Source organism: Blautia wexlerae DSM 19850, assembly GCF_025148125.1.
Lineage (GTDB): Bacteria > Bacillota > Clostridia > Lachnospirales > Lachnospiraceae > Blautia_A > Blautia_A wexlerae.
In genome coordinates this window covers 1,221,568-1,245,526 of the sequence record NZ_CP102267.1, presented here as the reverse complement: position 1 = coordinate 1,245,526, position 23,959 = coordinate 1,221,568, and the positions used below count along the sequence as shown (strand labels likewise).

At 38.0% G+C, this 23,959-nt stretch carries 19 protein-coding genes, 2 pseudogenes and 2 riboswitches; of the genes and pseudogenes, 5 read left to right on the top strand and 16 right to left on the bottom strand.

The annotated features are described in order from the left end of the window. Nucleotides 1-333: 333 nt before the first annotated feature. The 4 genes from NQ550_RS05760 to NQ550_RS05745 form a co-directional block, all read right to left on the bottom strand. On the bottom strand, nt 334-1,071 hold the full coding sequence (locus tag NQ550_RS05760; RefSeq protein ID WP_025580300.1) for a hypothetical protein: 738 nt from the start codon (nt 1,069-1,071) through the stop codon (nt 334-336). A 160-nt stretch (nt 1,072-1,231) separates the two neighbouring features. After that, nucleotides 1,232-1,446, bottom strand: a riboswitch (cobalamin riboswitch). Nucleotides 1,447-1,844: 398 nt separating this feature from the next. Continuing rightward, nucleotides 1,845-2,111: a hypothetical protein gene (locus tag NQ550_RS05755; RefSeq protein WP_025580301.1), complete on the bottom strand. Its 267-nt coding sequence runs from the start codon at nt 2,109-2,111 to the stop codon at nt 1,845-1,847. 283 nt (nt 2,112-2,394) lie between these two features. Next, nucleotides 2,395-3,723: an IS200/IS605 family accessory protein TnpB-related protein gene (locus NQ550_RS05750; RefSeq protein WP_259839494.1), complete on the bottom strand. Its 1,329-nt coding sequence runs from the start codon at nt 3,721-3,723 to the stop codon at nt 2,395-2,397. A gap of 295 nt (nt 3,724-4,018) precedes the next feature. Further along, nucleotides 4,019-5,332, bottom strand: a complete 1,314-nt coding sequence (locus tag NQ550_RS05745; protein WP_173702612.1) for an IS30 family transposase — start codon at nt 5,330-5,332, stop codon at nt 4,019-4,021. A 465-nt stretch (nt 5,333-5,797) separates the two neighbouring features. Further along, nucleotides 5,798-6,000: riboswitch (cobalamin riboswitch) on the top strand. Between the two features lie 203 nt (nt 6,001-6,203). Here NQ550_RS05745 and NQ550_RS05740 point away from each other — a divergent pair. From NQ550_RS05740 to NQ550_RS05730, 3 genes are read left to right on the top strand one after another with little or no spacing between them, the layout of a single operon-like run. Then, nucleotides 6,204-6,764 (top strand): leucine-rich repeat domain-containing protein, encoded by a 561-nt coding sequence (locus NQ550_RS05740; RefSeq protein ID WP_025580996.1) that lies wholly within the window; start codon nt 6,204-6,206, stop codon nt 6,762-6,764. Beyond that, on the top strand, nt 6,742-7,023 hold the full coding sequence (locus tag NQ550_RS05735; RefSeq protein WP_025580995.1) for a leucine-rich repeat protein: 282 nt from the start codon (nt 6,742-6,744) through the stop codon (nt 7,021-7,023). Before NQ550_RS05740 ends, NQ550_RS05735 begins: the two co-directional genes overlap by 23 nt. A 44-nt stretch (nt 7,024-7,067) precedes the next feature. Continuing rightward, entirely contained in the window at nt 7,068-8,183 is a 1,116-nt protein-coding gene (locus NQ550_RS05730) for an adenosylcobinamide amidohydrolase (RefSeq protein ID WP_025580994.1), read from the top strand. A 271-nt stretch (nt 8,184-8,454) separates the two neighbouring features. Here the strand turns inward: NQ550_RS05730 and NQ550_RS05725 are convergent, their stop codons facing one another. Then, a complete protein-coding gene (locus NQ550_RS05725) occupies nt 8,455-9,840 on the bottom strand; it encodes an alanine/glycine:cation symporter family protein (protein ID WP_025580993.1) in 1,386 nt (461 codons plus the stop codon). 343 nt (nt 9,841-10,183) lie between these two features. Here NQ550_RS05725 and NQ550_RS05720 point away from each other — a divergent pair, with 343 nt between their 5' ends. Next, nucleotides 10,184-12,136 (top strand): glycoside hydrolase family 31 protein, encoded by a 1,953-nt coding sequence (locus NQ550_RS05720; RefSeq protein WP_025580992.1) that lies wholly within the window; start codon nt 10,184-10,186, stop codon nt 12,134-12,136. 485 nt (nt 12,137-12,621) lie between these two features. Here NQ550_RS05720 and NQ550_RS05715 read toward each other — a convergent pair whose 3' ends face one another. From NQ550_RS05715 to NQ550_RS05700, 4 genes are all read right to left on the bottom strand, one after another. Further along, on the bottom strand, nt 12,622-13,215 hold the full coding sequence (locus tag NQ550_RS05715) for a peptidoglycan-binding domain-containing protein (RefSeq protein WP_025580991.1): 594 nt from the start codon (nt 13,213-13,215) through the stop codon (nt 12,622-12,624). A 409-nt stretch (nt 13,216-13,624) separates the two neighbouring features. Beyond that, nucleotides 13,625-15,841, bottom strand: coding sequence for a DUF2298 domain-containing protein (locus tag NQ550_RS05710; RefSeq protein WP_025580990.1), 2,217 nt, complete (start codon nt 15,839-15,841; stop codon nt 13,625-13,627). 305 nt (nt 15,842-16,146) lie between these two features. Continuing rightward, complete coding sequence (locus tag NQ550_RS05705; protein WP_259839490.1) at nt 16,147-17,214, bottom strand: sensor histidine kinase; 1,068 nt, start codon at nt 17,212-17,214, stop codon at nt 16,147-16,149. A gap of 174 nt (nt 17,215-17,388) precedes the next feature. Next, nucleotides 17,389-17,661 carry a LytTR family DNA-binding domain-containing protein gene (locus NQ550_RS05700; RefSeq protein ID WP_259839488.1) on the bottom strand — a complete coding sequence of 91 codons (273 nt, stop codon included), beginning with the start codon at nt 17,659-17,661 and terminating at the stop codon, nt 17,389-17,391. On the opposite strand from NQ550_RS05700, the pseudogene NQ550_RS05695 reads away from it, so the two are divergent. Continuing rightward, nucleotides 17,602-18,378, top strand: a pseudogene (locus tag NQ550_RS05695) (IS1634 family transposase); the annotation flags it as partial. The gene NQ550_RS05700 and the pseudogene NQ550_RS05695 overlap by 60 nt on opposite strands. 49 nt (nt 18,379-18,427) lie before the next feature. On the opposite strand, the pseudogene NQ550_RS05690 reads toward NQ550_RS05695, so the two are convergent. From NQ550_RS05690 to NQ550_RS05660, 7 genes and pseudogenes are all read right to left on the bottom strand, one after another. Further along, a pseudogene (locus NQ550_RS05690) lies at nt 18,428-19,471 on the bottom strand (IS1634 family transposase); the annotation flags it as partial. A gap of 222 nt (nt 19,472-19,693) precedes the next feature. Continuing rightward, nucleotides 19,694-20,767: a DUF459 domain-containing protein gene (locus NQ550_RS05685; RefSeq protein WP_173681861.1), complete on the bottom strand. Its 1,074-nt coding sequence runs from the start codon at nt 20,765-20,767 to the stop codon at nt 19,694-19,696. Between the two features lie 358 nt (nt 20,768-21,125). After that, nucleotides 21,126-21,530, bottom strand: a complete 405-nt coding sequence (locus NQ550_RS05680) for an accessory gene regulator ArgB-like protein (protein WP_025581334.1) — start codon at nt 21,528-21,530, stop codon at nt 21,126-21,128. A 1-nt stretch (nt 21,531) separates the two neighbouring features. Next, a complete protein-coding gene (locus tag NQ550_RS05675; RefSeq protein WP_081703353.1) occupies nt 21,532-21,654 on the bottom strand; it encodes a cyclic lactone autoinducer peptide in 123 nt (40 codons plus the stop codon). Nucleotides 21,655-21,915: 261 nt separating this feature from the next. Continuing rightward, the gene (locus tag NQ550_RS05670) at nt 21,916-22,983 is read right to left on the bottom strand and encodes a sensor histidine kinase (protein ID WP_259839483.1); all 1,068 of its coding nucleotides are present in this window, start codon (nt 22,981-22,983) and stop codon (nt 21,916-21,918) included. A 174-nt stretch (nt 22,984-23,157) separates the two neighbouring features. After that, nucleotides 23,158-23,400, bottom strand: a complete 243-nt coding sequence (locus tag NQ550_RS05665; protein WP_049947381.1) for a LytTR family DNA-binding domain-containing protein — start codon at nt 23,398-23,400, stop codon at nt 23,158-23,160. Beyond that, the gene (locus NQ550_RS05660) at nt 23,385-23,879 is read right to left on the bottom strand and encodes a LytR/AlgR family response regulator transcription factor (protein WP_049947380.1); all 495 of its coding nucleotides are present in this window, start codon (nt 23,877-23,879) and stop codon (nt 23,385-23,387) included. Before NQ550_RS05660 ends, NQ550_RS05665 begins: the two co-directional genes overlap by 16 nt. Nucleotides 23,880-23,959 lie beyond the last annotated feature (80 nt).

The window sequence follows — 23,959 nt, the reverse complement described above, 5'->3', positions numbered from 1 at the left end:
CAATGTCATTACATAGTATAACCGTTTTATTATTATAATTTTGTATATTTTCGATAAAATTATAATAATCTTGTTCTGTATTAATACAGTATTTCCCTGTTGAATCTTGTGATAATATATCTGAATTAGCTTTTACAAGATAGGCATTACTAAATAATAGAAAAGCTGAGAATATTAACTGATATAAGATTTTTTTTTTTTTTCTTTTTCTTCATATCTATTTACACCCTAAAATTAAAATAATATGAAAAAGACGAAGAACTAATGCTTTATAAAGTGAAACTTTATAAAGCATTAGTATCTTCATCTTTTTATTTGCTATTAAAATTTACTTTATTTCCAACCCGGAACCTGAATCCACTGATCTCCCTGCTGAACATAACTGGAAAATCCAAGATCTAATCCCATCATCATAGAAAAATCTAAGCATACAGTGTGTTCTTTAGTGTCGGAAAGTACAGTATCAACACCTAAGTTATCTGTATTACCATCAATAATAGTCATCCAACCTGAATAATTATTATAGTCTTTCTCAGAAAGCCAATCTGTTTTATGTACTATATTGTTCCAGGTTGAATTTTTTGTAACCTTCATGCTTTCTGTTTCTGTTGTATTAAGATTTGATAATTTGAAATATTTTCCTCTTCCGTTAGCAAGAGAGTTTGCTGTTTTATTTGCTGTACCATCATCTGCAAATACTTTCCCTAAATCGCTATTAGCATGATTTTCCATTTTAACAGCTGGAATATAATTTCCATACTGACTATCATACCAACTTAAAACTCCTTGATAATGATAAGTTTTACCATTTAAAGTCTCTTTTGTTTCAGTATCAGATCCCGAAACTGCTTTCAGAACATCTAGTGCAGTAACAGAACCGTTGGAATTTGTTACTGTAACAACTTTTTCTGGCACAATGTCTGGTGACGCACTATTTTTTCCTGTTAAACCAGTTGTCTTTATAGACACTTTTGCAGTTACTGTATCTGCCATAGCCGGTACTGCTGTGCTTCCTACCATTGTTGTTGCCATTAAGAATGCAATCACGCTTTTTCTTACTTTCATGTTCATTTCGTTTCCTCCTTGAAATTAAAATATAGTTTGTTCTTTTGCAGGTTATTCTGCAAAATATATCTTTTCACAATCATTCAGACTGCGTTGATATCTGTTTTCCCTAAAAAAGGGTGCAAAAAATAAACCTCTGCTCTGCCTGCATATGTCCATTCTTCATTTTCACACACACTCTAAAGCCCGTCTCCTGACTTAAAGTTCCAGAGTATTTTTCAGACATACTCTAACCTACTTACTGCCCTTCTCAGAAATAATTTCCAATGGCTTCGCAGTGTTCGTCCTTATTACAGTGGGGATGAAACCGTACCGGTATCTCACCGGATTTCCAAAAGCTAAAGATAAAGAGATAACGTTACTTCCGATATTCTGTTATCAAAGTGCAAAAAAAATCCCTGCCGGATTCGGCAGGGAATATCAATGTACAAACCAAGAATCCACTCCTATCCTTTATATTAAAGTATCCCTTATGAATACTTCTACAAGAATACAGTGAATTGCAGACTGAATATACTACAAGGGACGAAAGCCCTGTTTGGGATTCTCACCCAACGATTCTTCAATCATTACCGTAGTAATGAGCTGTACATGTGCGCTAAACGCTATTCGTTTTTTACGAAACCATCTTAACATTTTGTCCATAATTTGTCAATATCCCGATTACAAATAATTACTTCCCTTATTATCCCCGGAATACGTCTGAGAAAACACTCTTTTACAGAATCTCCACAATGCGGAATATACAAATCAAAGGAATGATCTTCCACACCTCGGTTCTAAAGTCCATACTCATCATAATACTGCCTGCGCTTTTTAGCATCTGTCACTACGATCTGAATCTCATCATTTCTCTTATCAAGAATAAGTTTATTAATCAAAACACTAAGGCGTTCTTCTCCTCTGACTTCGCCAATTGCTTTGCCAATAGATTCGCCAATTGCCTTGCCACGCGCTTCTCCAATAGATTCGCCAATCGCCTTGCCACGTGCTTCCCCTTCCGCTCTTAACCTTTCCGATTCCAGTTCCAAAACTTTTCCACCCATAGCATCACCTATCCCTTTCTGGATCTTCTCTTCATCCTGGAAGATATAGTCCGAGATTTTTACAATCAGTTTTATCAGATCCGTATATAATTCCGACCTTCCAGATCCTGTCAGTTCCTTGTGAACCTCACATGACTGAAGTCACATGCTTCCAGACGCTTTAGGCGTCCGACTGAATATCGGCGGATACGCCTGTAACTTAGGTACGCAGTTATGCGCATTTCCCATGCCAGATATGGCAGGTTCCCACATTACAGGTAGTCCACTGTATATCTGCCTGTATCTATGCTGCTTTTAAACGTTCCATTTCTGAATGGAGTTTCCTCAGATCTGCATAGACGCATGAGGTTCTACGCTTTACAGGAGGGACTTTTGCCTCCAGTAAAGACCTTTCCGTTGCCGGAAGGGATTTTAAAAGTTCCCTTATAAAATATCTCGCCCCTATATTATAGGATGCTGACAGGTCACAATTATATCGTTTTCCTGTCTGGAAAGTACAGAGGCTGTGATTTTCCCAGTCACGTGTTACCGCCCCGGAACCATCATAAGCCAATCTGCTGGTATTCCATGCGCAGATCCTGGATACCCGCATCCCTTTCCTGTGTGCCTGATGTTCACAACACTTCTGGATATCTCTTTTTCTCCACAGGTGCAGTTTCTGTTTTTTCTTTCCCGATATCTTCCCCTGCATCTCCAGATACTCGAACACGATCACATCTGCATGGTTTTCTTCCGCATATCTTACAATCGCACCTGCAATCTTTTTACCCAGTTCTGTGTTCAGACGTTTCGTATATGCCCATCTTCCCTGTGTCTGCGCAGAGCCATGTTCCCTCTGGGATCTGCGGATCCGTCCCAGTGTGCGGTACATCCGGTCTTTTTCACTGGGATGATCTATGAATCTTCTTCCCAGGACAGTTCCGTCTGCCCGCATGATCGTACAGACTGCATCGGTATTGATCCCTAAGTCCACGCTGCAGATGATCTGTTCTTTCACAGGTGTTTTGGTAAGTGTTACTTCCTCTTTATAGGAAAAACGCAAAAAATACTTCTGGTGTCTCTTTTCCAGAGTCGGGGCAGATGCCTTTTTCCCTGACCAGCATTTTCTCAGATATTCCATATCCGTATGATCCAGACGTACACAGGACCATTTCCAGTCATGACCGTCATAGAGTTTCAGGTATGCTTCGTCTTTCCCTTCTGCGCCTTCACGATACATGACATCACGGTAGAAGACCGGCATGGCGTGGTTTTCATATACAAGCTTTGGTTTCCCGCTCTTTCCGTCGGTCTTTTCCCATAGATCCAGCCGTGTTTTATAAGAGGATACTGTCCCCAGTGCATGCTGGATGGCAGATCTGCGCAGATAGGAAGGCATCTTTGGGAACCGGATATCAAAATCAAAACAGGCATGGTTTTTCTTCGTAGTATGTACCAGATGTTCTGCAGCATTAAAACGCCTCTTTGCATCCGGGATTTCTGCTAATTCTTCCCATACCTTCACATAAATCCCAATCAGATAGCTGACAGCAGAACGGTAGATTTCCAGTGTCTGGCGGATCGGGATATTCTGTTTTCGTAATTCCACACCATAACTGGATATTATCTGCATTTTTATTTCTCCCTGATAACTCTTTTCTCAGATTCTGTTGTTTTTTCTACTACCTACTTAAATGAAAAACTAAATTCCAGCTGTGGATTATCTCAGTAACTATGCGGGATTAAATTCTGTAATGCACCTTAACAATTCTATTTTTTTGTCTTATAATAAACCTGTAAGCACTCATGATTTATGTTTTTATGCATACTAACCGGGCATCTGAAAATAGTGTGCGAGACTAAATTCCACATGCCTTATGTGCAAGACTAAATTCTGGTGCAGTGAAATCTGCCTGTGCTTTACTATTTTATTTTATAAGTTTTGGACTAAGCATAACATCATCAGGTGCGATTGCCTTTAATCCTAATGCTTTGTGCAGTTTGTTGTCCAAGAGTAAAAGAGAGAGTTCATATGGGCTATGTCCATTAAGACTGTCTCTTTTTTCGTTGTTTATGTGATTCATCATAAGTCTGACTTTCTCGTCATTTAAATCAGCGAATGAACTCCCTTTCGGACGGATGTAGCGGATATACTCGTGGTTCTTTTCGCAGGCACCTTTTTGCCAAAAGCTGTATGGATCACAGTAAAAGACCGTCGTGCTTTTACTTCCGTCACAGAATTTCTCCATCTCTTCACGAGCTGAGAATTCTGAACCTCCATCCGTGAGGATCACCGGAAAAAGCTTTTTGAATGCATCCTGTCCTAACACTGTTTCAAGCCATACAAAGACCTCTAACACGCATTCCTGGTCTTGATATTCCAACAGGAACATAAGCATAAGATTGCAGTTGCGGAATGTAAAGGTCAAGAGGGCGCAGCTTTCGCCTTTCATTCCTTCCACGCAGTCCATTTCCACAACATTTATATCTGGATGATCTTTCATATAATTCTGGAAATTTTCGTAGTTATGACCTTGACGATAAGAACGATCTTTTGCACTGGTCTGTGTAGGTTTCTTGCGTTTCTTATAACGTACAGAACGTCTTAAGTCACCATTGCGGACATCGAATACACAATCATTGATGTAGGAGTAAAGTGTTCTTCTGGAGCAACCCAATTCTTCTGCATGAGTAGCATAAATATGACCGATGGACTGATGCTTCTCCTTGATCAATGGAACCAATAAATCATTCATGGATTGAATGCTTTCCGGAGTCTGGTTAATGCCGACTCTGCAATCGACCAGCACGCTACGGTACTCATCATGGGCATATTTGGATGAATAAAACTTTCTGGGCATAAGACAATGGGTCTTTTTACCACAGCCATTACATACGTAGGGAGGTTTATTCAGTTTCTCACATTCAGCTGTCTCATATGCGGGACATATATCAGTGCAGCGAAAGGATGGTTTTCTGCAAAGCTTACAATGAATGCCACACATCTTATCACACAAGCATGTCACCTTACAGTTCTTGCGATGAATACATGGCGGGTGAGTGTAACCTGAATCCGGACGTTCTTTTGTATGTGCGTGGAGACGTACTTCCTTTGATATGGTAGATGGATTTTTACCAATAATCCGTCCAATTTCAGTGAAGCTTTTATTCTCAGTAAGACCTTTCTCGATATCAACACGCTGTTCAAATGTTAAATGTTTCTGATTGCCTTTATTTTTCATAATTATCTCCAATCTGCACAGGCAGGCAATCAGCTGCAAGTACATTATACGGAGTAATGATTATCAAAGACAATATGGCAAATATGTGTGCAAAAGTAACTTCGACCTATATGGAATTTACTCTTGCATTTGGTCCAAAACCGGAATTTAGTTTTTCATTTAAGTTTTTCTACTACCTATGGTTATATTTTAGCACATATAGTGCCAAAAGTAAACATGTGTTCTTTCTTTGAGTAAAAAATTTGCGCGTCTAACTCATCACTAAAGTAACGAGAATGCGACGCGCAATTATTCAAAACCAAAAACATTACCTGCAAATCATACAAATCCCCACACATCCAATAACCAGCGCACAGAAAAGAAACGCTTTCCCTGCGCGTCCCCTCCCTGATTTTGTCTCCCCCTCAAAAAATTTGTTGTCTTTTCTCCAAAAAAGTGTATAATACGATTTAATCGAACATTCATTGACAATTACCGGTTTTTAGTTCTGTCAGTCACGGTATAGAAATGTCGGACTTTCAGCTAAGAGGGAATCAGGTCAGAATCCTGAACAGTCGTGCTGCTGTATACGTGCAGCCATATCTCATATCCATTGCATCGTTATGCGAGAAGGAGAGACATGGCGTTACTGCGTGAGTCAGAATACCTGCTATAAACTGCCGCCATTAACTACACGCAATAGGAAATGGAAGGGTGATCTTCTTTAGTGTTCTCTTTTTTACAGAAGTATCATCCTTACATATGTTTTCTCTGTTCCTTTTAAGGAATATAGAACACCGGCAGTTATCGGTACCTTGTTATTTTTATCATAGTCCATACTACTCCCATACAGAGAAAACAACATTGTCTATCAGCAAAGGAGTATTTTTTTATGTCACATTCTCTGACACTTACGCGTCGTAACTGCGGACAGTATATTGAGAAGAATATGGAACTTCCACAAAACTGCCGCGCTATCTCAGCAGAAACCTTTTTTAACAGACCTGATATTCGTTCTGTGGTATTTCCCTATGAAATGGAACAGATTGGAAACAAAGCCTTTCAGGGATGTTCCCGGTTAAGCAGAATAGAGCTTCCTGAACATCTGCAAAAACTTGGCATAGGGGTATTTTCAGACTGCATTTCTCTGAAAAAAGTCAAAATTCCCGCCAGCCTTACCAGTATTCCAAAAAACGCATTTAACAATGGCCGGAAACTGAACAGTCTGGAGTTCGCCCCGAACAGCAAACTGACATTTATCGGTCCGAATGCCTTTTCAGAATGCGCTACTCTTACGGAAGTTGTTTTCCCTGCCTCTCTGGAAGAAATTGATGACAGGGCTTTTTATAAATGTAAGAAACTGAGTTGTATTTCTTTTCCGGGGGGGGGATTTAAGGGTTATCGGAAAGCAGGCTTTCTATTTCTGCGGAATGGATTCGCTGCAGCTGCCTGATTCGCTGGAAGTTCTTGATGAGAGTGCTTTTTTTAAGTGCTGTAATCTGACCTCTGTGGTGATTCCGCCCAATGTCAGATACCTTGGAAAATGGATCTTTCATGGATGTAACCGCCTGCAGTATCTGGAGATTCGCCATGATCCTGAATTTATCGGGGAATGGATCATCAACAAAGCGGCTACGATCCGCTGTTATAAAGGTTCTAAAGTAGACAGATACTGCCAGCAGTCAGGATTCAAAGTAGAATACTTTTCCTAATAACAACAAAATCTGTATTGAACAGACAAAAAAGAGGAATGTTTATGAATGATACTTTTACTTATTTTCAAAAGAAGGGATGTACTGTTTTTTCTTTTCCGGGAAAAACAAGGGTTCTTAGCACCAGTCCTCTTAATGGCGGGATCACTGCTCATCTCACGCATGCTTTAAATATCAACTGCATGAATGGTGCCTATGAATGTGAAATGCTTGGAAACACCTATGAGGAAGACCTGAACATTCATACAAAAGAGCTGGGAATTGATCCGCAGACAGCAACCGCACTCAGCACAGCGGCATGGACTGAACTGTGTGCTGTTGAGAAAATCTGTTATCAGGAGTTATCCGTGACTGCTGCTGTTACAGGGGGAATTGATTCAAACGGAATGTGTCCGGGAGATCCTTCTTCTTACTATGAAAGAAACGGCGCTTACGAGATGCTGCCACCCGGTACGATCAATGTTTTTATCTATATCAATCAGAATGTTACAGAGGCAGCCATGGTCCGCTCAATGATGATTGCTTCGGAGGCAAAAGCAGCGGCCGTTTCACATCTCTTACTTGGAAGCTGTTATTCAGAAGAAATCGCGACAGGTTCTGGTACTGACGGAATGGTGATTGCCTCGGCTATGGAGGGAGAGCTGACACTTACCGATGCCTCCGGACATTCCAAGCTTGGAGAGCTGATTGGCAGGGCAGTCCGTATGGCAGTAAAACATGCCCTGATGAAACAGACAGCTGCCTGTGGTCCGAGACAGTTTCAGGTTCTTGTTCGTACTGGCAGATATGGAATCACCCCGGGAACTCTGTGGGATTTTTATACAGAGCATGAGATTCTTTTTCATGCATACAATATTAGTTTTAAGAAAGCTTCTGAGCTGGAAGGAATACTTCTATCGCGAAACAGAAACAGCAATCTGGTTTTATGTGTGTCTCTTTATCTTCATCTGATGGATCAGCTTCGCTGGGGACTAATCATGGAACCGGAGGCTGTCCGAGAGGGAAAAAGGCTGCTTCTTTATGGACTGTACTGTGGACGGGATACTTATCTGGGCGATGTTTATCCTGAAGATGTATGGAAGAACGAAGTACTGAAAACATTTTCACTTAAAGAACAGCTGATTTATATTTTAATCTGTTATTTTTCTGTCAGATCATAGTTGGATCATCACATTTTTATGGTAAAAATATTCTATGCCTGCTTTCTCCTGATGAAATACAAAAGGGAAGTGAATAGAATAAGTTCAATGTCCACTCACTTCCCTCCTGAAATCGTTGAAATCTATATACACATTATAAGGGAAAAGCCGCAAAAAAGCGAATCCGGGTGGTTGTGGATAAAGTAAAAATGACGGATAAAAAACAGTACATAACATCAAGCATCAGGTAAACTAATAAACAGCCTGAAGAAAACTCTCCAGACTGTTTTTATCATTTCTGTGCGAAATACTCTTTTGTAAGTGTAATGGCGGTTCCTGAAAGCAGGAATACACCAATTAAGTTGGGGATTGCCATAAGACCGTTGAATGTCTCAGCAATGCTCCAGAGAAGTCCCAGATCTACAGTTGCACCAAGGATTGCCACTAATGAATAGGCGATCATAAATGGGCGGATAACTTTTGCAGAGAATAAGAATTCAATGCAGCGTGCTCCGTAAAGTCCCCATCCGATAATCGTTGAGAACGCAAAGCAACACATGGCAACTGCTGTAAAGATAGAAACCCAGCCTCCGTATGTAGCAGTAAATCCGGAAATTGTAAGTTCTGCGCCTGCCGCTGCACCGTAATTTACCGGCACGCCGCTTACAAGGATCACAAGTGCTGTCAGAGTACAGATCACGATTGTATCTGCAAATACCTCAAAGATACCAAACATACCCTGTTTTACAGGTTTGCTTGTATCTGCACAGGCATGAGCGATAGACCCTGTACCAAGTCCGGCTTCATTGGAGAAAATACCTCTGGAAACACCCTTTTTCATACTGAGGAAAAAGCTTCCGATCACACCGCCTGTCACTGCTGACGGATTAAAGGCTCCATAAACAATATCATGGAAAACTGCCGGAACTCTTCCGATATTTAAGACCACAACGCCCAATGCAAGTACAATATAAAACAATGCCATAAAGGGCACCAGCTTCTCGGAAACACTTCCGATTCGCTTGATACCACCCAGCAGTACCATACCAACCAGCAGCGTGATCACAATTCCAAGGATCAGATTCAATCTGCCTGTGGAAGACTCTGAGATCACATTGAAGTTAATAAGAGCTGTATCAATTGCTGTTGTAATGGTATTTACCTGAGTAGCATTACCTGTTCCAAATACAGTCAGTACACCGAATGCAGAATAAAGAACTGCAAGAAATCTCCAATTCTTTCCCAGACCGTTCTTAATATAATACATAGGTCCGCCTACATAATCTCCATGTCTGTTTCTCTCACGGAAGTGTACTGCCAGAGTAACCTCTGTAAATTTCGTGCACATTCCAAGGAGCGCGGAAACCCACATCCAGAATACAGCTCCCGGACCACCGATGGCGATAGCTCCGGCAACACCGGCGATATTTCCCGTACCTACTGTACCTGCCAGTGCAGTACAGACTGCCTGGAAAGGTGTCATGGAACCGTCAGAAGCCTCTTTCTTCTTAAAAATTCTTCCCAGTGTGGTTTTAAGCGCATACGGGAATTTGCGGATCTGGACAAACCCGGTCCGCAGGCTCAGGTAAAGCCCTACGCCGATAATACAGATCATAGCCGGGACACCCCAGATAAAATTATTTACGACGTTATTGATGGATTCAATTGTCTGAAGCATGTTAAATAAACCTTTCTTTCGTGTAATAATAACAGTTTAGCACTTTTTTCACCGTATGTACAGAAAAATTCTATTAAGATAAAGCATTAAAGCACAATAAGTTAACAGCGCAAACAGATACGATCAGCCGCTCCACTGCTTGCCATACCCATATCACTGCTTCACAGTTTGAGCAAAAGTCAAAATAACGTATAAATTTGTCATAATTTCAGTAGCATTTCCTCACCCAAACCTCTATTATTGTAAATATGAAATCAAGGAAAACACCTATGTATTTTCTAACAGTACTTAAGCGTTTCAGTCATTAATTTAACACTTTTCAACCTAAGGAGGACATGACAAAATGATTCAGAAATATACTTACGGAACCCCATTTGAAACCGATGCCATCGTAACTTCTATCCCGGCTTCTGAGGGGACTCCTGCATACGGAACTATCTCCACAGAGAACGGCTTCTCTTTTACTTATGACATGGATGACAACGATGTTGTCTATGGTCTGGGCGAATCAAACCGCGGAATCAACAAACGTGGATACGTTTATGAAAGCAACTGTTCCGACCAGCCAAACCATACAGAAGATAAAATCTCCCTCTACGGAGCACATAACTTCATCGTAATCTCCGGAAAACAGACTTTCGGTCTCTTCGTTGATTATCCCGGAAAACTGAAGTTTGATATCGGTTACACACTCTCTTCCCAGTTAAAGATCACCTGTGAGGATGCAGATCTTTATCTGTATGTGATCGAGGGTGAAACCCCTTACGATATCGTAAAACAGTTCCGTAAAATCATCGGAAGAAGCTATATCCCACCTAAATTCGCATTTGGTTTCGGTCAGAGCCGCTGGGGATATACAACTGCTGATGACTTCAGAAAAGCTGCTGACGGATATCGTGAAAACAATATTCCAATCGATATGGTATACATGGATATCGATTACATGGAAGACTACAAAGATTTCACAGTCAATCAGGAAAACTTCCCTGACTTTGAGGCCTATGTCAATGAAATGAAAGAAAAAGGCATCCACCTTGTCCCGATCATCGATGCAGGTGTCAAGGTAGAGGCTGGCTATGATGTTTATGAAGAAGGCGTTGAGAAGAACTACTTCTGCAAACGTGAAGACGGCAGTGATTTCGTTTCCGCCGTATGGCCGGGCTGGACTCATTTCCCGGATGTCCTGAACGCAGATGCCAGAGCATGGTTCGGACAGAAATACGAACGTCTGATTTCCAAAGGAATTGACGGTTTCTGGAATGACATGAACGAGCCTGCAATGTTCTGCACACCGGAAGGCGTTGCTGAATTAAAAGAATACATCAAAAACAACTTCATGGACAATGAAGAAACATCTGGATTCGTTCTCGGCGCAAAGGTAAAAGGACTTGCAAATAATCCGGAAGATTACAAACGCTTCTATCACAATGTAAACGGTCAGAAGATCCGCCACGACAAGGTACATAACCTGTTTGGCTATAACATGACCCGTGCAGCAGGTGAAGCATTTGAAAAAATCGCACCTGGCAAACGTTTCCTGATGTTCTCCCGTTCCTCCTATGTGGGAATGCACAGATACGGCGGAATCTGGATGGGAGACAATAAATCCTGGTGGTCACACATCCTTCTGAACTTAAAGATGCTTCCATCCCTGAATATGTGCGGTTTCCTTTACACAGGTGCAGATCTGGGCGGTTTCGGTGCAGATACCACACGTGATCTGGTACTGCGCTGGCTGGCACTTGGTGTATTCACACCTCTTATGAGAAACCACTCCGCTCTGGGAACCAGAGAACAGGAAGCTTACCAGTTTGAAAATATCGAAGACTTCCGCCATGTGATCGGTGTCAGATATCGCCTTGTTCCATATCTGTACAGTGAATACATGAAAGCTGCATTAAACGATGACATGATGTTCCGCCCATTGGCATTCGACTACACAGAGGATGCATTCGCAACTCAGGTAGAAGATCAGCTTCTTCTCGGAAACGAAATCATGATCGCACCTGTTTATACACAGAATGCAAAAGGCCGCTATGTATATCTGCCAGAAGAAATGATGTTCGTAAAATTCCTGCCTGACGGAACAATTTCTCAGGAGATTCTTGAAAAAGGACATCACTATGTAGAAGTTGCCCTGAATGAAGTTCCACTGTTTATTCGCAAAGGAAAAGCAATCCCGGTTGCTGATGTTGCGCAGACAGTAAAGGATATCAATCCGGCTACGATCCGCATGATCGGATATGAGGGAGCTGAATATGACCGTTATGATGATGACGGAGTAAGTGCTCTGTAATTTAACCAAATCAATCAGATTTATCTGCCTCAATTACAGGAATTACCAGACAGCAGTTAGAATTGAACGAGATGTCACCTCATAAAAAATAAAAAGAAACAGTCACATGTATCCAATGAATATCAATATATTCTTTCAGTTATGTGACTGTTTTCTTTTAACTTATCAATTCTCCAAAAGAACCTGGTTTTGCCGGAACAAAATTTCCACCTTCATCAATTGTTCCAAATTTTTCTTGATATTCTCCTTCAGTACGCGAAATTTTAGGTTTTTATTCTCTTTAGCAGATTCTACTCATGGGGAGAACATACTCATACCCATTGTATCCATGGAAGCCATACTTACGCTGTAGGGCTTTCTATCCTCCCCATAGAAACACTTCTCCGAAGAAGTGGGCTAACATACTTACTTAATTCCGTTAAAAATTAATACGTATTCCATGCAGGAATATCGGAATCACCTCCAACATAATATGATTATCTTTTTCAATCATCTTCAATCACTTTGTTCAGCATCAAAATATCTATTTTCCTCCATACCTCGTTTCCAGCTATTCCATCAATTGTTAATCCTTCTTCTTTCTGAAAGTTCTTTATTGCTTCCGTTAGTTCTTCATTTGATTTTGTAACAGAGTTTCCATTGTAATATTGTAATTTTTCCAAACATTTTTTTAACAACTTCATATCATCATTTTCCGTTACAAAATATGTCTCATTATTTTCTGTATTTATCACAGCAACAACTTCCGTAAATAATGAATCACCCTCCCTGATATTTTCCGGGTCAAAAGGCAAAATCGGAATATTTTCTAAAGATCCATATTCAAAATATAATTCATTCAATAAATGAATACTTTTCTGAAATTTCTCCTGCTGTTTCAATTCTTCTTCCGTATAGTTTTCAAAAAATAAAGTATTATAATAATATAATACTTTATTCATTTTATCTACATCATCCGGATTCTCTTTTTCCAGTTGATCCATCGTCCCTGTTTCACGAGCCCACACATTATTCAAACAAATACTACAAATAAAGATAATCATCAATAACACTGCGTTTTTGCTTCTGCTATGTTTCATTTGATACTTCTCCTTTCTTCAGATACATTTCAGTTCTTCTTACTTATATTTAAATGATAACACATTCGTCGCAAAATTTTATGAAACAGCGAAATTCATATATAAATTGGCGAAATTCGTTTTTTCAAAACATAGTGTGTTTTTTATAAGGTTTTTTGCCACAATTCCTCTCCAATATTTCTGTAATGTTGCACAAACAGTAAAAGATATTGAACCCGCTTTTATCTGCATGATCAGATATGAGGAAGCTAAATATAGCCGTTATAATAGCGACAGTATAAGTATGCTGTAATCATCTGCCCAAAACAGTTACCTCAAAAATAGCAATAAAAAGAAACAGTCACTTACATCTGATGAATTAAGATATTCACTCAAATATGTGACTGTTTTCTTTTTGAAATCTGTTTTATTACAGCTTCACAATCATTGTATTTTCCTCTTTAAAAACTATTTCTCCCAATGAACTTAAAAGTGCTACATTAACCCCTTCATATTTTTGATATTCACAGCTTCCAATAAAAATATAATTCACCTCATATTTATCAAGCAGTTCCTGTACTTCTTTTTTATCTGTTGAAGTATAAATAGTTTCCACGTCTGTTCTTCTTTTGTTTTCTTCATCAAGATTATTTCGCCATAACCATTCATGAACATACCATCCTAATACCGTCGGCAATCCTGTCATAGCAGAAACCCGGTTGTCATAGTCTTTATAACTGTCGCCGCAAGCTTCAAGAACAGTTGGCTGACCTGTTATATTTTTATTCAGCCATCGTATTGCTGCCGCATCTTCAGGAATGGCATTTTCTAGATAAGCAGTTGCATTGAGAGTTTGGTATTTATTTTTCAGAGGAAAACCTGTAAACCAATTTGTTGTAGCATTTATGAAATATCCACAGGTAGATATAAGAAGTATTATTGCCATTCCCCCAACGGTTATCTGCACTTTTGATAATCTTACCTTTTTCTCATATCTATTATCCAATTTAGTTTCTTGCAAAATTTTTATTCTGTCTGCCACAAAAAATACCAAAATATACGACATCATAAGTGCAAAAAGTATATATGCCTGATAAGTCAGCTTAAACATAGTATTTGCTCTTGGTGCTGTTTTTTCATAGATATCTCTTACATAAACGATTTCCGGAATCAATATTAGTCCCATTGCACAAAGAGAAAGTACAACTCCGTATAAATCAGAAACATTAATTTTGTAAAATAAATTCCTGGTTTTTTTATTTGTAAAATTTCTATTTTTTATCAGCGTAGATACGACAAATAATCCACATATAAGCAATGGAAAAGCCCATAATACACAAAACTGATAAAACGCCGTATGAATTTTCACTATTCCGATTCCCTGTACCATAACGCTTTTAAACTGTAAATGGAATGGTAACGAAATCAACACAGCAGTCAGCAGAAGTTCTATCCATTGCACAACGCTCCATTTTATACCGATTCTCATATCTGTAGAATTAAGATATCTCTTCAAATTTCCAAAAAACAGTGTTCCACATATTACAACATAATAAATCATAAAATCCCATGTATTTGAAAACAGGAAAATTCCAAGGAACAGTCCCAGCAGAAATATCTCTTTCTGTTTCCAGCTTTTACCGGAATTTCTTTTTATCCATGCATATAAAATCCCCAATACTGCCAAAACAAAAAACACATTAATCACATGCGCATGTAAATCCCCAAGAACAAAAGAATATGAAGGAAATTCATGAATTGTCTCGTCCCCTGTCACAGGTGGATCAAATCCTATAAATCGTGTTGTGCTTGGAAACCAGTAATCTTCTCTTATCCCCAGTAATGTAAAAATTTTTCCATATATAATATAATGAAGGTTTCCACTCATGGATACAGATAAACCTGCTAAAATACCTCCAAAATCTGTTATCCATGCTCTTCCCCTTTTACCTAATTTATCCTTAAGCATCTGACGCACAAGACTAAATGGCAATACAAACGCAAATGCAGCTATCATGGTACGCATAAGATTGTATGTAATCTCTACCTTTGTTCCTGTAAGTTTCGTAAGAAACACCGCAAAATATTGACCACCATAATAGTAGTTAAAAGCTTTGCCAGCATACCACATATCTTCTGACGGAAGTGTTGTGCTATGCATCATAGACTTCATAAAACCAAAATCCATATATTTTTCAGTTCCATGAGCTGCCGGATGAAATCCTGCCATATATGTCCATAAAAGAAATACAACAAAGAAAATCACTTCTTCCCAATAAACAAGTTCCTTATGTTTCCACGGAAAAATCTTTCTTTGTTTTCCATATATTCCATAAGCAATACTGCTCCCCCCACATAAGGTAGTAATTACGACAGAACTCAATGTGGTAAAGTGAACCACTTTTATAGAAGTCAAAATCCATACTCCATATCCGCATATCACTATTGCTATAACCTTTGAATACATCCATCCATTATCATCAAAACCTTTGAATATCTGAGCCGTTATCGGCATAAATACCAATCCAAGAATCCATAAAATTTCCCACCATATCATGAATGTAAAGAAATCGGATCCTAACAGCCAAAAAGCAACTCCTATCAATAGCCCTGCTGCCAGTAATTTAAATTTATTTACTTTTTTCATAATAATATATTTCTCCATATTTTTTATATAATTAAGCAAAAAATATACCAGTCACTTCATCATATAAGCTACAATAGCTCTATATCTTTTTTTTCATCATTTGTATTTGAATAATATCATATTTATTGCAAAATTTTCTAAAATGACGAAATTCATATATAAATTGGCGAAATTCGTTTTTCGAAAACATATTGTGGTTTTTTATAAGGTTTTCTGTCACAATATTTTCCCTCTTGACTAATTTTCTGCAAAATAAAAGACAGCGCAGTCCTCCACTACACTATCTTTTATAGATTCTACATAATTTATAAGTACAGCATTACCTTTACAATAAAAATCTGATTTGTATTCGAAACATCCATAAATCCCTGATATTTCTCTACCATCTTCCTGACATTTGCAAGACCAATGCCATGTCCTTTTTCTTCCTTCGTTGACAATAATTTATTTTTCTCTACAGCCAATTCATGTTGAAAGCTGTTTTTTATTTCCATGGAAAGCATGCCCTTTTCATAGTATATATCCACTGACATCCATTTATCTTTCGTCTGTTCTGCTGCTTCTATTGCGTTCTCTGTCAGGTTTCCCAAAATCACATTTAGATCAAATGCTGATATACACAAATCAGATGGTACCCGTACCTCATACTCTACATGATTCAACTTCTTTTTTGCCTGTCCCAGAAGATAATTCAGCAGACTGTCAAGATTCTTATTCCCACAGCTGACCAGTTCAGACTGGTTCTGCATATACTCCCCCATGTCCTGTATATATTTCCGAATTTCTTCATTATTCTGATTTCCAGCCATAAGTGCAAGTTCTCCCAGATGATTTTTCATATCATGGCGTAGAGCTTTTACTTTCTCTTCCGATTGCATCAACACATCCAACTGGTGAGAATAAATGAGCATTTGTTTTTCCATAAGAGATTGTTCTTCCAGTTTCTTATACGCACTTATCAGAACATCATATAAATAGAAAATCAATAATACAACTGCCAAAACACAACATCCAAATAACACCAGCAGGATACGATTTTTTAGTTCCTGTTCAACAATAAGCAATTCTGCCAGACAAAGTGCTGAAATAACCGCCAGTATCATCCCATGCGGAGTTTTATCTTCTCCTTTATTCTTAATCAAGATTTTTTCTGAAATAACATCGCAAATCAGCAATAATAGTACAGTTATATACGCAGCACATTCACCGACTTTCCCTGTTATTGAATAATCTGTCAGTAAATGAACAGCTACTAAATCACATCCCATATTAGTTCCATATACAAGTAGTGTCACAAATATTTTCTTTTTCAATGCTCCTTCATAACACACTGTAATCAAAAAAATCAGCACTATATTTGTTATCACACTCATACCTGGCGAACAAAATATCAAATGCACTCCTGCTGTCAAAATAAAAAACAATACATAACAGGCTCTTTCTTTTTTCTTTTCCTCAATATCTGTCCAAAAGAACAACCTCATAAAGCGATAGATTATATATGTACGCAAAAGATTCGTGCTTAATGTAGTTATCAACGCAAACATTTACTCTCTGTCCCTCCACACACGTTCCGCCAGTTGCTTTCTCACTGATTTCCGATATGACTGGCTGATTGGAATTGTATCTCCGTTTTTCATTTTCACAGATTCATAAGAACATTCTTCGATATAATCAAAATTGATCAGATACGACTGATGAATCTGAATGAAATTTCCCGGAATTTTCTTTGCTATTTCTTTCAGTTTGCCATTAAATTCTACTACTTTGAAATCAAGCAGGAAGATGGAAACAAAAAGTATGGAAAAAGCAAAGAACACAGACCAAATCCGATCATTCAAATGGATATGTTTATGGATGGCGACGGCATCCCTCTTGCATTTTCTACCTTTGCAGAAAATGTAAACGAACAGACATCCCTCAAACCATTGGAAAAAAAGATACTTGGAGAGTTTGGATGCCAGAAATTTATTTACTGCAGTGATGCAGACCTGGGTTCCGAATCTATCCGTGAATACAACCATATGGGGGAACGTGCTTATATCGTAACTCAGTCCATTAAAAGACTAAAAAAAGAAGAAAAAGAATGGGCATTAGATCCACAGGGATTTAAAAAAGTATCCGATGACACTCCTGTTGATATCACTAAGCTCGATAGTAGTGACAAAGGTCTTTATTACAAAGATGAACCTTATACCACGAAGAAGCTGCACCAGCGTCTGATCATTACTTATTCACCGAAATATACAGCTTATCAAAGAACAATCCGTGATAAACAAGTGGAACGTGCACAAAAAATGCTGGATTCAGAAAATACAAAAAAGAGCCGTAAAAACCCTAATGATCCGGCATGTTTTATTGAAAAGACAGCAGTTACGCCAGAAGGAGAAGAGGCTGATATCAAATATTCCCTAGATGAAAACAAAATTGCTGAAGAAACTCTGTATGATGGGCTTTACGCAGTATGTACCGATCTTCTTGATGATAATGTTGCTAATATTTTGAAGGTAAGTGAAGGACGGTGGCAGATAGAAGAATCCCGTCTTTGACAGTTTGTAAAAGAAAAAAACGCTGCAACCCTTGTATTTACTGGGCTGTGGCGATTTTTCTCATCATCACGAAGTATGGTAATTTATTCTTTTCTTTTACTTTTTTCTGGATTGTTTTCATTCTGCTTTTCGTTATAAATTGATAATCCGTTCGAAAGCCCCAGGCTTCATGAAGATCATCAGTAATAGCTTCCCGTTTCTATAAAGGTATAAATCCCTGTTCCTGGATCTCTGCAAAATTCATTGCTTTTAATGTATCTAATGATTCCTCACAAGTATATTTATAGTTCAATTTTCTCCCAAAGAAACGATAGATCATTAATGCCAGAAAACAGATCAGAAAATGTGCTTTGATCCGTTTTTCATCCCGCAGATAAACAGGTCTTGCGGAAAAGTCTGTTTTCATGATCCGGAAACATTCTTCGATCTGCCATCTTCCTTCACTTACTTTTAAAATATCGCTGACTTCATCGTCTGACAGGTTCGTGCATACTGCATAAAGTCCATCATACTGGCTTTCTTCAGAGATCTTATGTTCATCAAGATAATGCCGGATATCGGCAGTCTCACTTTCTTTTGTTACTGCTGCTGTTCCAATAAATCTGGCTGAATTGTTTGGGTTCCTGCGGTTCTTTTTTGTGTTCCCGGAATCCAGCATCGCTTGTGCACGTTCTATCTGTTTGCTACGAATGGATTTCTGGTAAAGGGCATATTTAGGGGAATAAGTAATGATCAAACGCTGCTGTAACTTTTTAGTGGTATATGGCTCGTCTTTGTAATAAAGTCCTTTGTCGTCCTCGGGCAGTTTTGAGATATCAACAGTTTTATCATCAGATACCCTTTTGAATCCCTGCGGGCTTAAAACCCATTCCTTCTCTCCTTTTTTCAGCTTTTTAATAAACGTGGTCACAATATAGGTCCGTTCCCACATATGGTTATATTCCCTGATAAATTCGAATCCCAGACCTGCATCGCTGCAGTAAATAAATTTCTGATATTCAAAATCTTCGAGGATTTTTTGCTCTAATGGTTTCAGCGATGTCTGTTCGTTTGAATTCCCTGAAAAGAGGGAGAAAGCAAGGAGCCCTATGGGTCCCTTTTACTCAAAACAAAAGAGGCTGTCATTTAACAATGATTTCCAACATCGTCAGCTCCAAATAAAACTATCCCGGCAAGTACAAGACTTTTATTCTTTGTAGCTTGTTCGGGATAGTTTTATTTTAAGAAACAAATTTTATTTTTGAACGAAAAAACTTATCTGAAATTTTGCATCCATATTCGATTAAATCCATATTCTTCTTTCTTATTTTCTGATCGCATTCATACAATATTTATAAATTCTTTTATAGGTACGTGTAGAATAGTGAACGCCGTCATCTATATTTCCCTTAAACTCATTGTATGTACTGTAACCATTCTTCATCAGATATTTATAGGTATCTATCCATTGAAATCTCTTATTTAACCTGCTCTGCAATCTGTCATTAAAGTAACGTAACTGCGCTTCTTTTCGAGTTGGTTTCATTGCTGTATTTACCGGATTCACAGACATATAAAACAATCTGCAGTCACTTTCAAGTTCCTCTGCAAGAGTGTTCATACGCGCAAGATATGCATTTGCCTCGCCTTTATAATCAACCCCATTTCCGGAATTATGACTCGAAAGATCATTCACACCAAGATTAAAAATAACTGCTACGGGCTTATCTGAATCTGACTGCAGACGGGCAATTTCACTTCTCATTACTCTCTCTCCTGCTGTTTCAAACCAGCTCAGTCCCTCCCCTGTCTTACATACAAATGATACTTTTGCAACTGCATCCTTTCCATATTCCTGAAGAAGAGTTTTCTGCATAAAATACGTTCTGGAATCTCCCACAAAAATAATTCCGGAATACTCCGACAGCTGAGCTGCCAGATTATTGACCTGAATATCCGGCTCCTGTTGCCAGTTATACATAACTGCATATAAATGGGTTTTCTTCCTTACCTGTATCACCTGTCCCGCCTGATACTGCGGATTCTGAGTCTGATCCGGCTTCGTGCTCCATCCAAGAAAAGTATATCCGGTCTCGTTCTTTATTGCAGGAAGTGTCACTTTTCCATTACTGTCTGCTTTTCTTGTTATCGTAGACCCATCTGCCTGATGAAAAATAACTGCCTTCTGAGAAGCAGATGAAATCGCTCCTGTTCCCTCCGACGGAGCCAGTGACTCATCCTTTTTATTATCCGAATATGTAAAAGATGTGAAGCTTGTGGTTCCTTTTTCCGCATCGTAAACCCTTACTTTGCTGGTTTTCGCAAAAGCTGTTTCACAAAAACACGAACTGAAACAAATCATTCCTGTCAACATTACAAAAAACAATTTTTTTACCATAATATTTATCTCCTTACACAAACAGTTTCTCCCGGATATTTTCCGAGCAGAAGCTGTTTTTTTATTATTAATCATCTATAAGATTTAACAAAATTATATAAATAATTCCCAAATCTTGTTCCTATATTTACACTAAAATCCAGTCTCCTATCCATTGTTTTGTTGTACAATTATATAAACGTTTATACATCTTTCCGTTTATGATTTTATATTTGCAGACTGTTTAATACAAAATTTTTTATTTTTCCTATAATCACACATCCTCCAACAGTCAGATTTGTTACTCCAACTGTAATGGCTATGCTTCTTATCGCGGTAAAATTCAAAAAGATACATAGCACATACATACACCCTATTCTCACTCTTGCTTTTTTCCATATTTTTCTTTTTCCCAATATTCCAGACGATGATTCTTATTGTCCACTGGAACAAGAAAATACAGAAGAATAAAATTCAGATTTTGCAGAAGAATAAAAATCTCATTATCACTACCATCAGACATATAGCGGATTGCCAATAATGCAACTGCAATAATTGCTGTTGAAATCACATAGCACCGATTTTGTGTATCTGCATGATAACCACCGGCATATTTCCTTAAAGCAATAAAGCATACAAGAAAAATTATGCTTTGAAAAAACACCTGAAAGATACATCCCATCAGTAATGTCACAAATGTCATAGTGCAGATACTTTTTATTCTGTCAAGTCCATAGCGAATAATTTCCTCTTTTTCTTCCTTTGAAAAAGTTTGTGTTTCCATATCAATGTTTTCTTAATTTTTTTGCAGTTTCTGGTACTTTAGGCTGATATGTAAGCCAGGAGCATGTTTCATTTACATTTGAAGCAGCAGCTTTAAATGCAATTCTTTCAATGACTTTTTTCAATTCCTTTCTCGTTTCTTGTTATCCTCCCTTCGGATATATTTCATTTCTTCTTACCTTGTATTTGAATAATAACATATTTATCGCAAAATTTTCTAAAATGGCGAAATTCATATATAAATTGGCGAAATTCGTTTTTTCAGAACATATTGTAGTTTTTTATAAGGTTTTCTGTCACAGTCTTTTCCCTCTTAAATAATTTTCTGCAAAACAAAAGACAGCGCAGTCCTACCACTACACTATCTTTCATAGATTCTATATAATTTATAAGTATAACATTACCCTTACCGTAAAAATCTGATTTGTATTCGAAACATCCATAAATCCCTGATATTTCTCTACCATCTTCCTGACATTTGCAAGACCAATGCCATGTCCTTTTTCTTCCTTCGTTGACAATAATTTATTTTTCTCTACATCCAATTCATGTTGAAAACTGTTTTTTATTTCCATGGAAAACATACCTTTTTCATAGTATATATTCACTGACATCCATTTATCTTCTGTCTGCTCTGCTGCTTCTATTGCATTCTCTGTCAGGTTTCCCAAAATCACATTCAGATCAAATGCTGATATACACAAATCAGATGGTACCCGTACCTCATACTCTACATGATTCAGTTTCTTTTTTGCCTGTCCCAGAAGATAATTCAGCAGACTGTCAAGATTCTTGTTCCCACAACTGATCAGTTCAGACTGGTTCTGCATATACTCCCCCATGTCATGTATATATTTCCGGATTTCTTCATTATTCTGATTTGCAGCCATAAGTGCAAGTTCTCCCAGATGATTTTTCATGTCATGGCGTAGAGCCTTTACTTTCTCTTCCGATTGCATCAGCACATCCAGCTGATGAGAATAAATGAGCATTTGTTTTTCCATAAGAGATTGTTCTTCCAGTTTTCTATATGCACTCACCAAAACATCATAAAGATAAAAGACTAATAAAATTGTCATTAGAATACATATTCCGGATGCTACTAATAAAATCCTGTTTCTTACACCTTTATCAATAATAATTACCTGAGCTATACCGATAAAAGAAATAAACATCAGAATACTCTCATGTGGCATATCCTTTTTTTCTTTATTTTTCATAAGTATTTTCTCAGCTGCAATCTCACTAAACATAATCAAAACAACAGTACCATACGAAATTCCTTCTTCGTAACTTTGTGTAGCAGAATAATTCGTCAATAAGTTAATTGCTAAAAAATCGCATCCTATATTAACCCCATAAATCAGCAACGTCACAAATAGCCGTTTTCTTCGAGCTTTTTCATAACATCCCGAAATCACATAAAGCATTATTATGTTTGCAATGATACTCATTGTTTTTGAAAAAAATATCAAATGCACTCCTGCTGTCAAAACAAAAAACAATACATAACAGGCTCTTTCTTTTTTCTTTTCCTCAATATCTGTCCAAAAGAACAACCTCATAAAGCGATAGATTATATATGTACGCAAAAGATTCGTGCTTAATGTAGTTATCAACGCAAACATTTACTCTCTTTCCCTCCACACACGTTCCGCCAGTTGCGTTCTCACTGATTTCCTATATGGCTGACTGATTGGAATTGTATCTCCGTTTTTCATTTTCACAGATTCATAAGAACATTCTTCGATATAATCAAAATTAATCAGATACGACTGATGAATCTGAATGAAATTTCCCGGAATTTTCTTTGCTATTTCTTTCAGTTTGCCATTAAATTCTTTCTGTCCGTCTTTTAAAACCAGATGCACTTTTTTATTCGACTGCTGAAATACAGAATATCTTTATACAGCACCTTGAAATAATATCCACTGCCAAAGTACTCGAAAATACCTTTTCTGACTTCCGAAATTTTCTGAATCCTGTTCATGACATTCCCAACTTTTATTTTGTCTAAAGGTTTGATCAGAAAATCTGTAGGCTGTACACGGAATAAATCCATCGCATAACTGCTGTTCGCTGAAATGTAAACAATTGCAGTTTCCATGTTTTCCTGTTCTTCTCTTATAAAACGTCCCACCTCAATTCCATTTGTTGTCAGTAATTCTATATCCAGAAATAACACATCAAGAATCTTCTTGTTTTCTCTCAAGAACCGGCACAGGCTTTCTCCCTGATACCAGATATCAATATTCATCTGAAGTTTATTCTCTTTTCCATAATCATAAAGCATTTTTTCCAGTTCCCCGCAGAGTCCTTCATCATCATCGCAAATGCCAATACAAAACATTTCTTTTCTCCTTTCATACTACATGCAGTATACAGCTCTTACAACTCTACTTCAAGACAAAAGTACCCTTTGATTTCGCG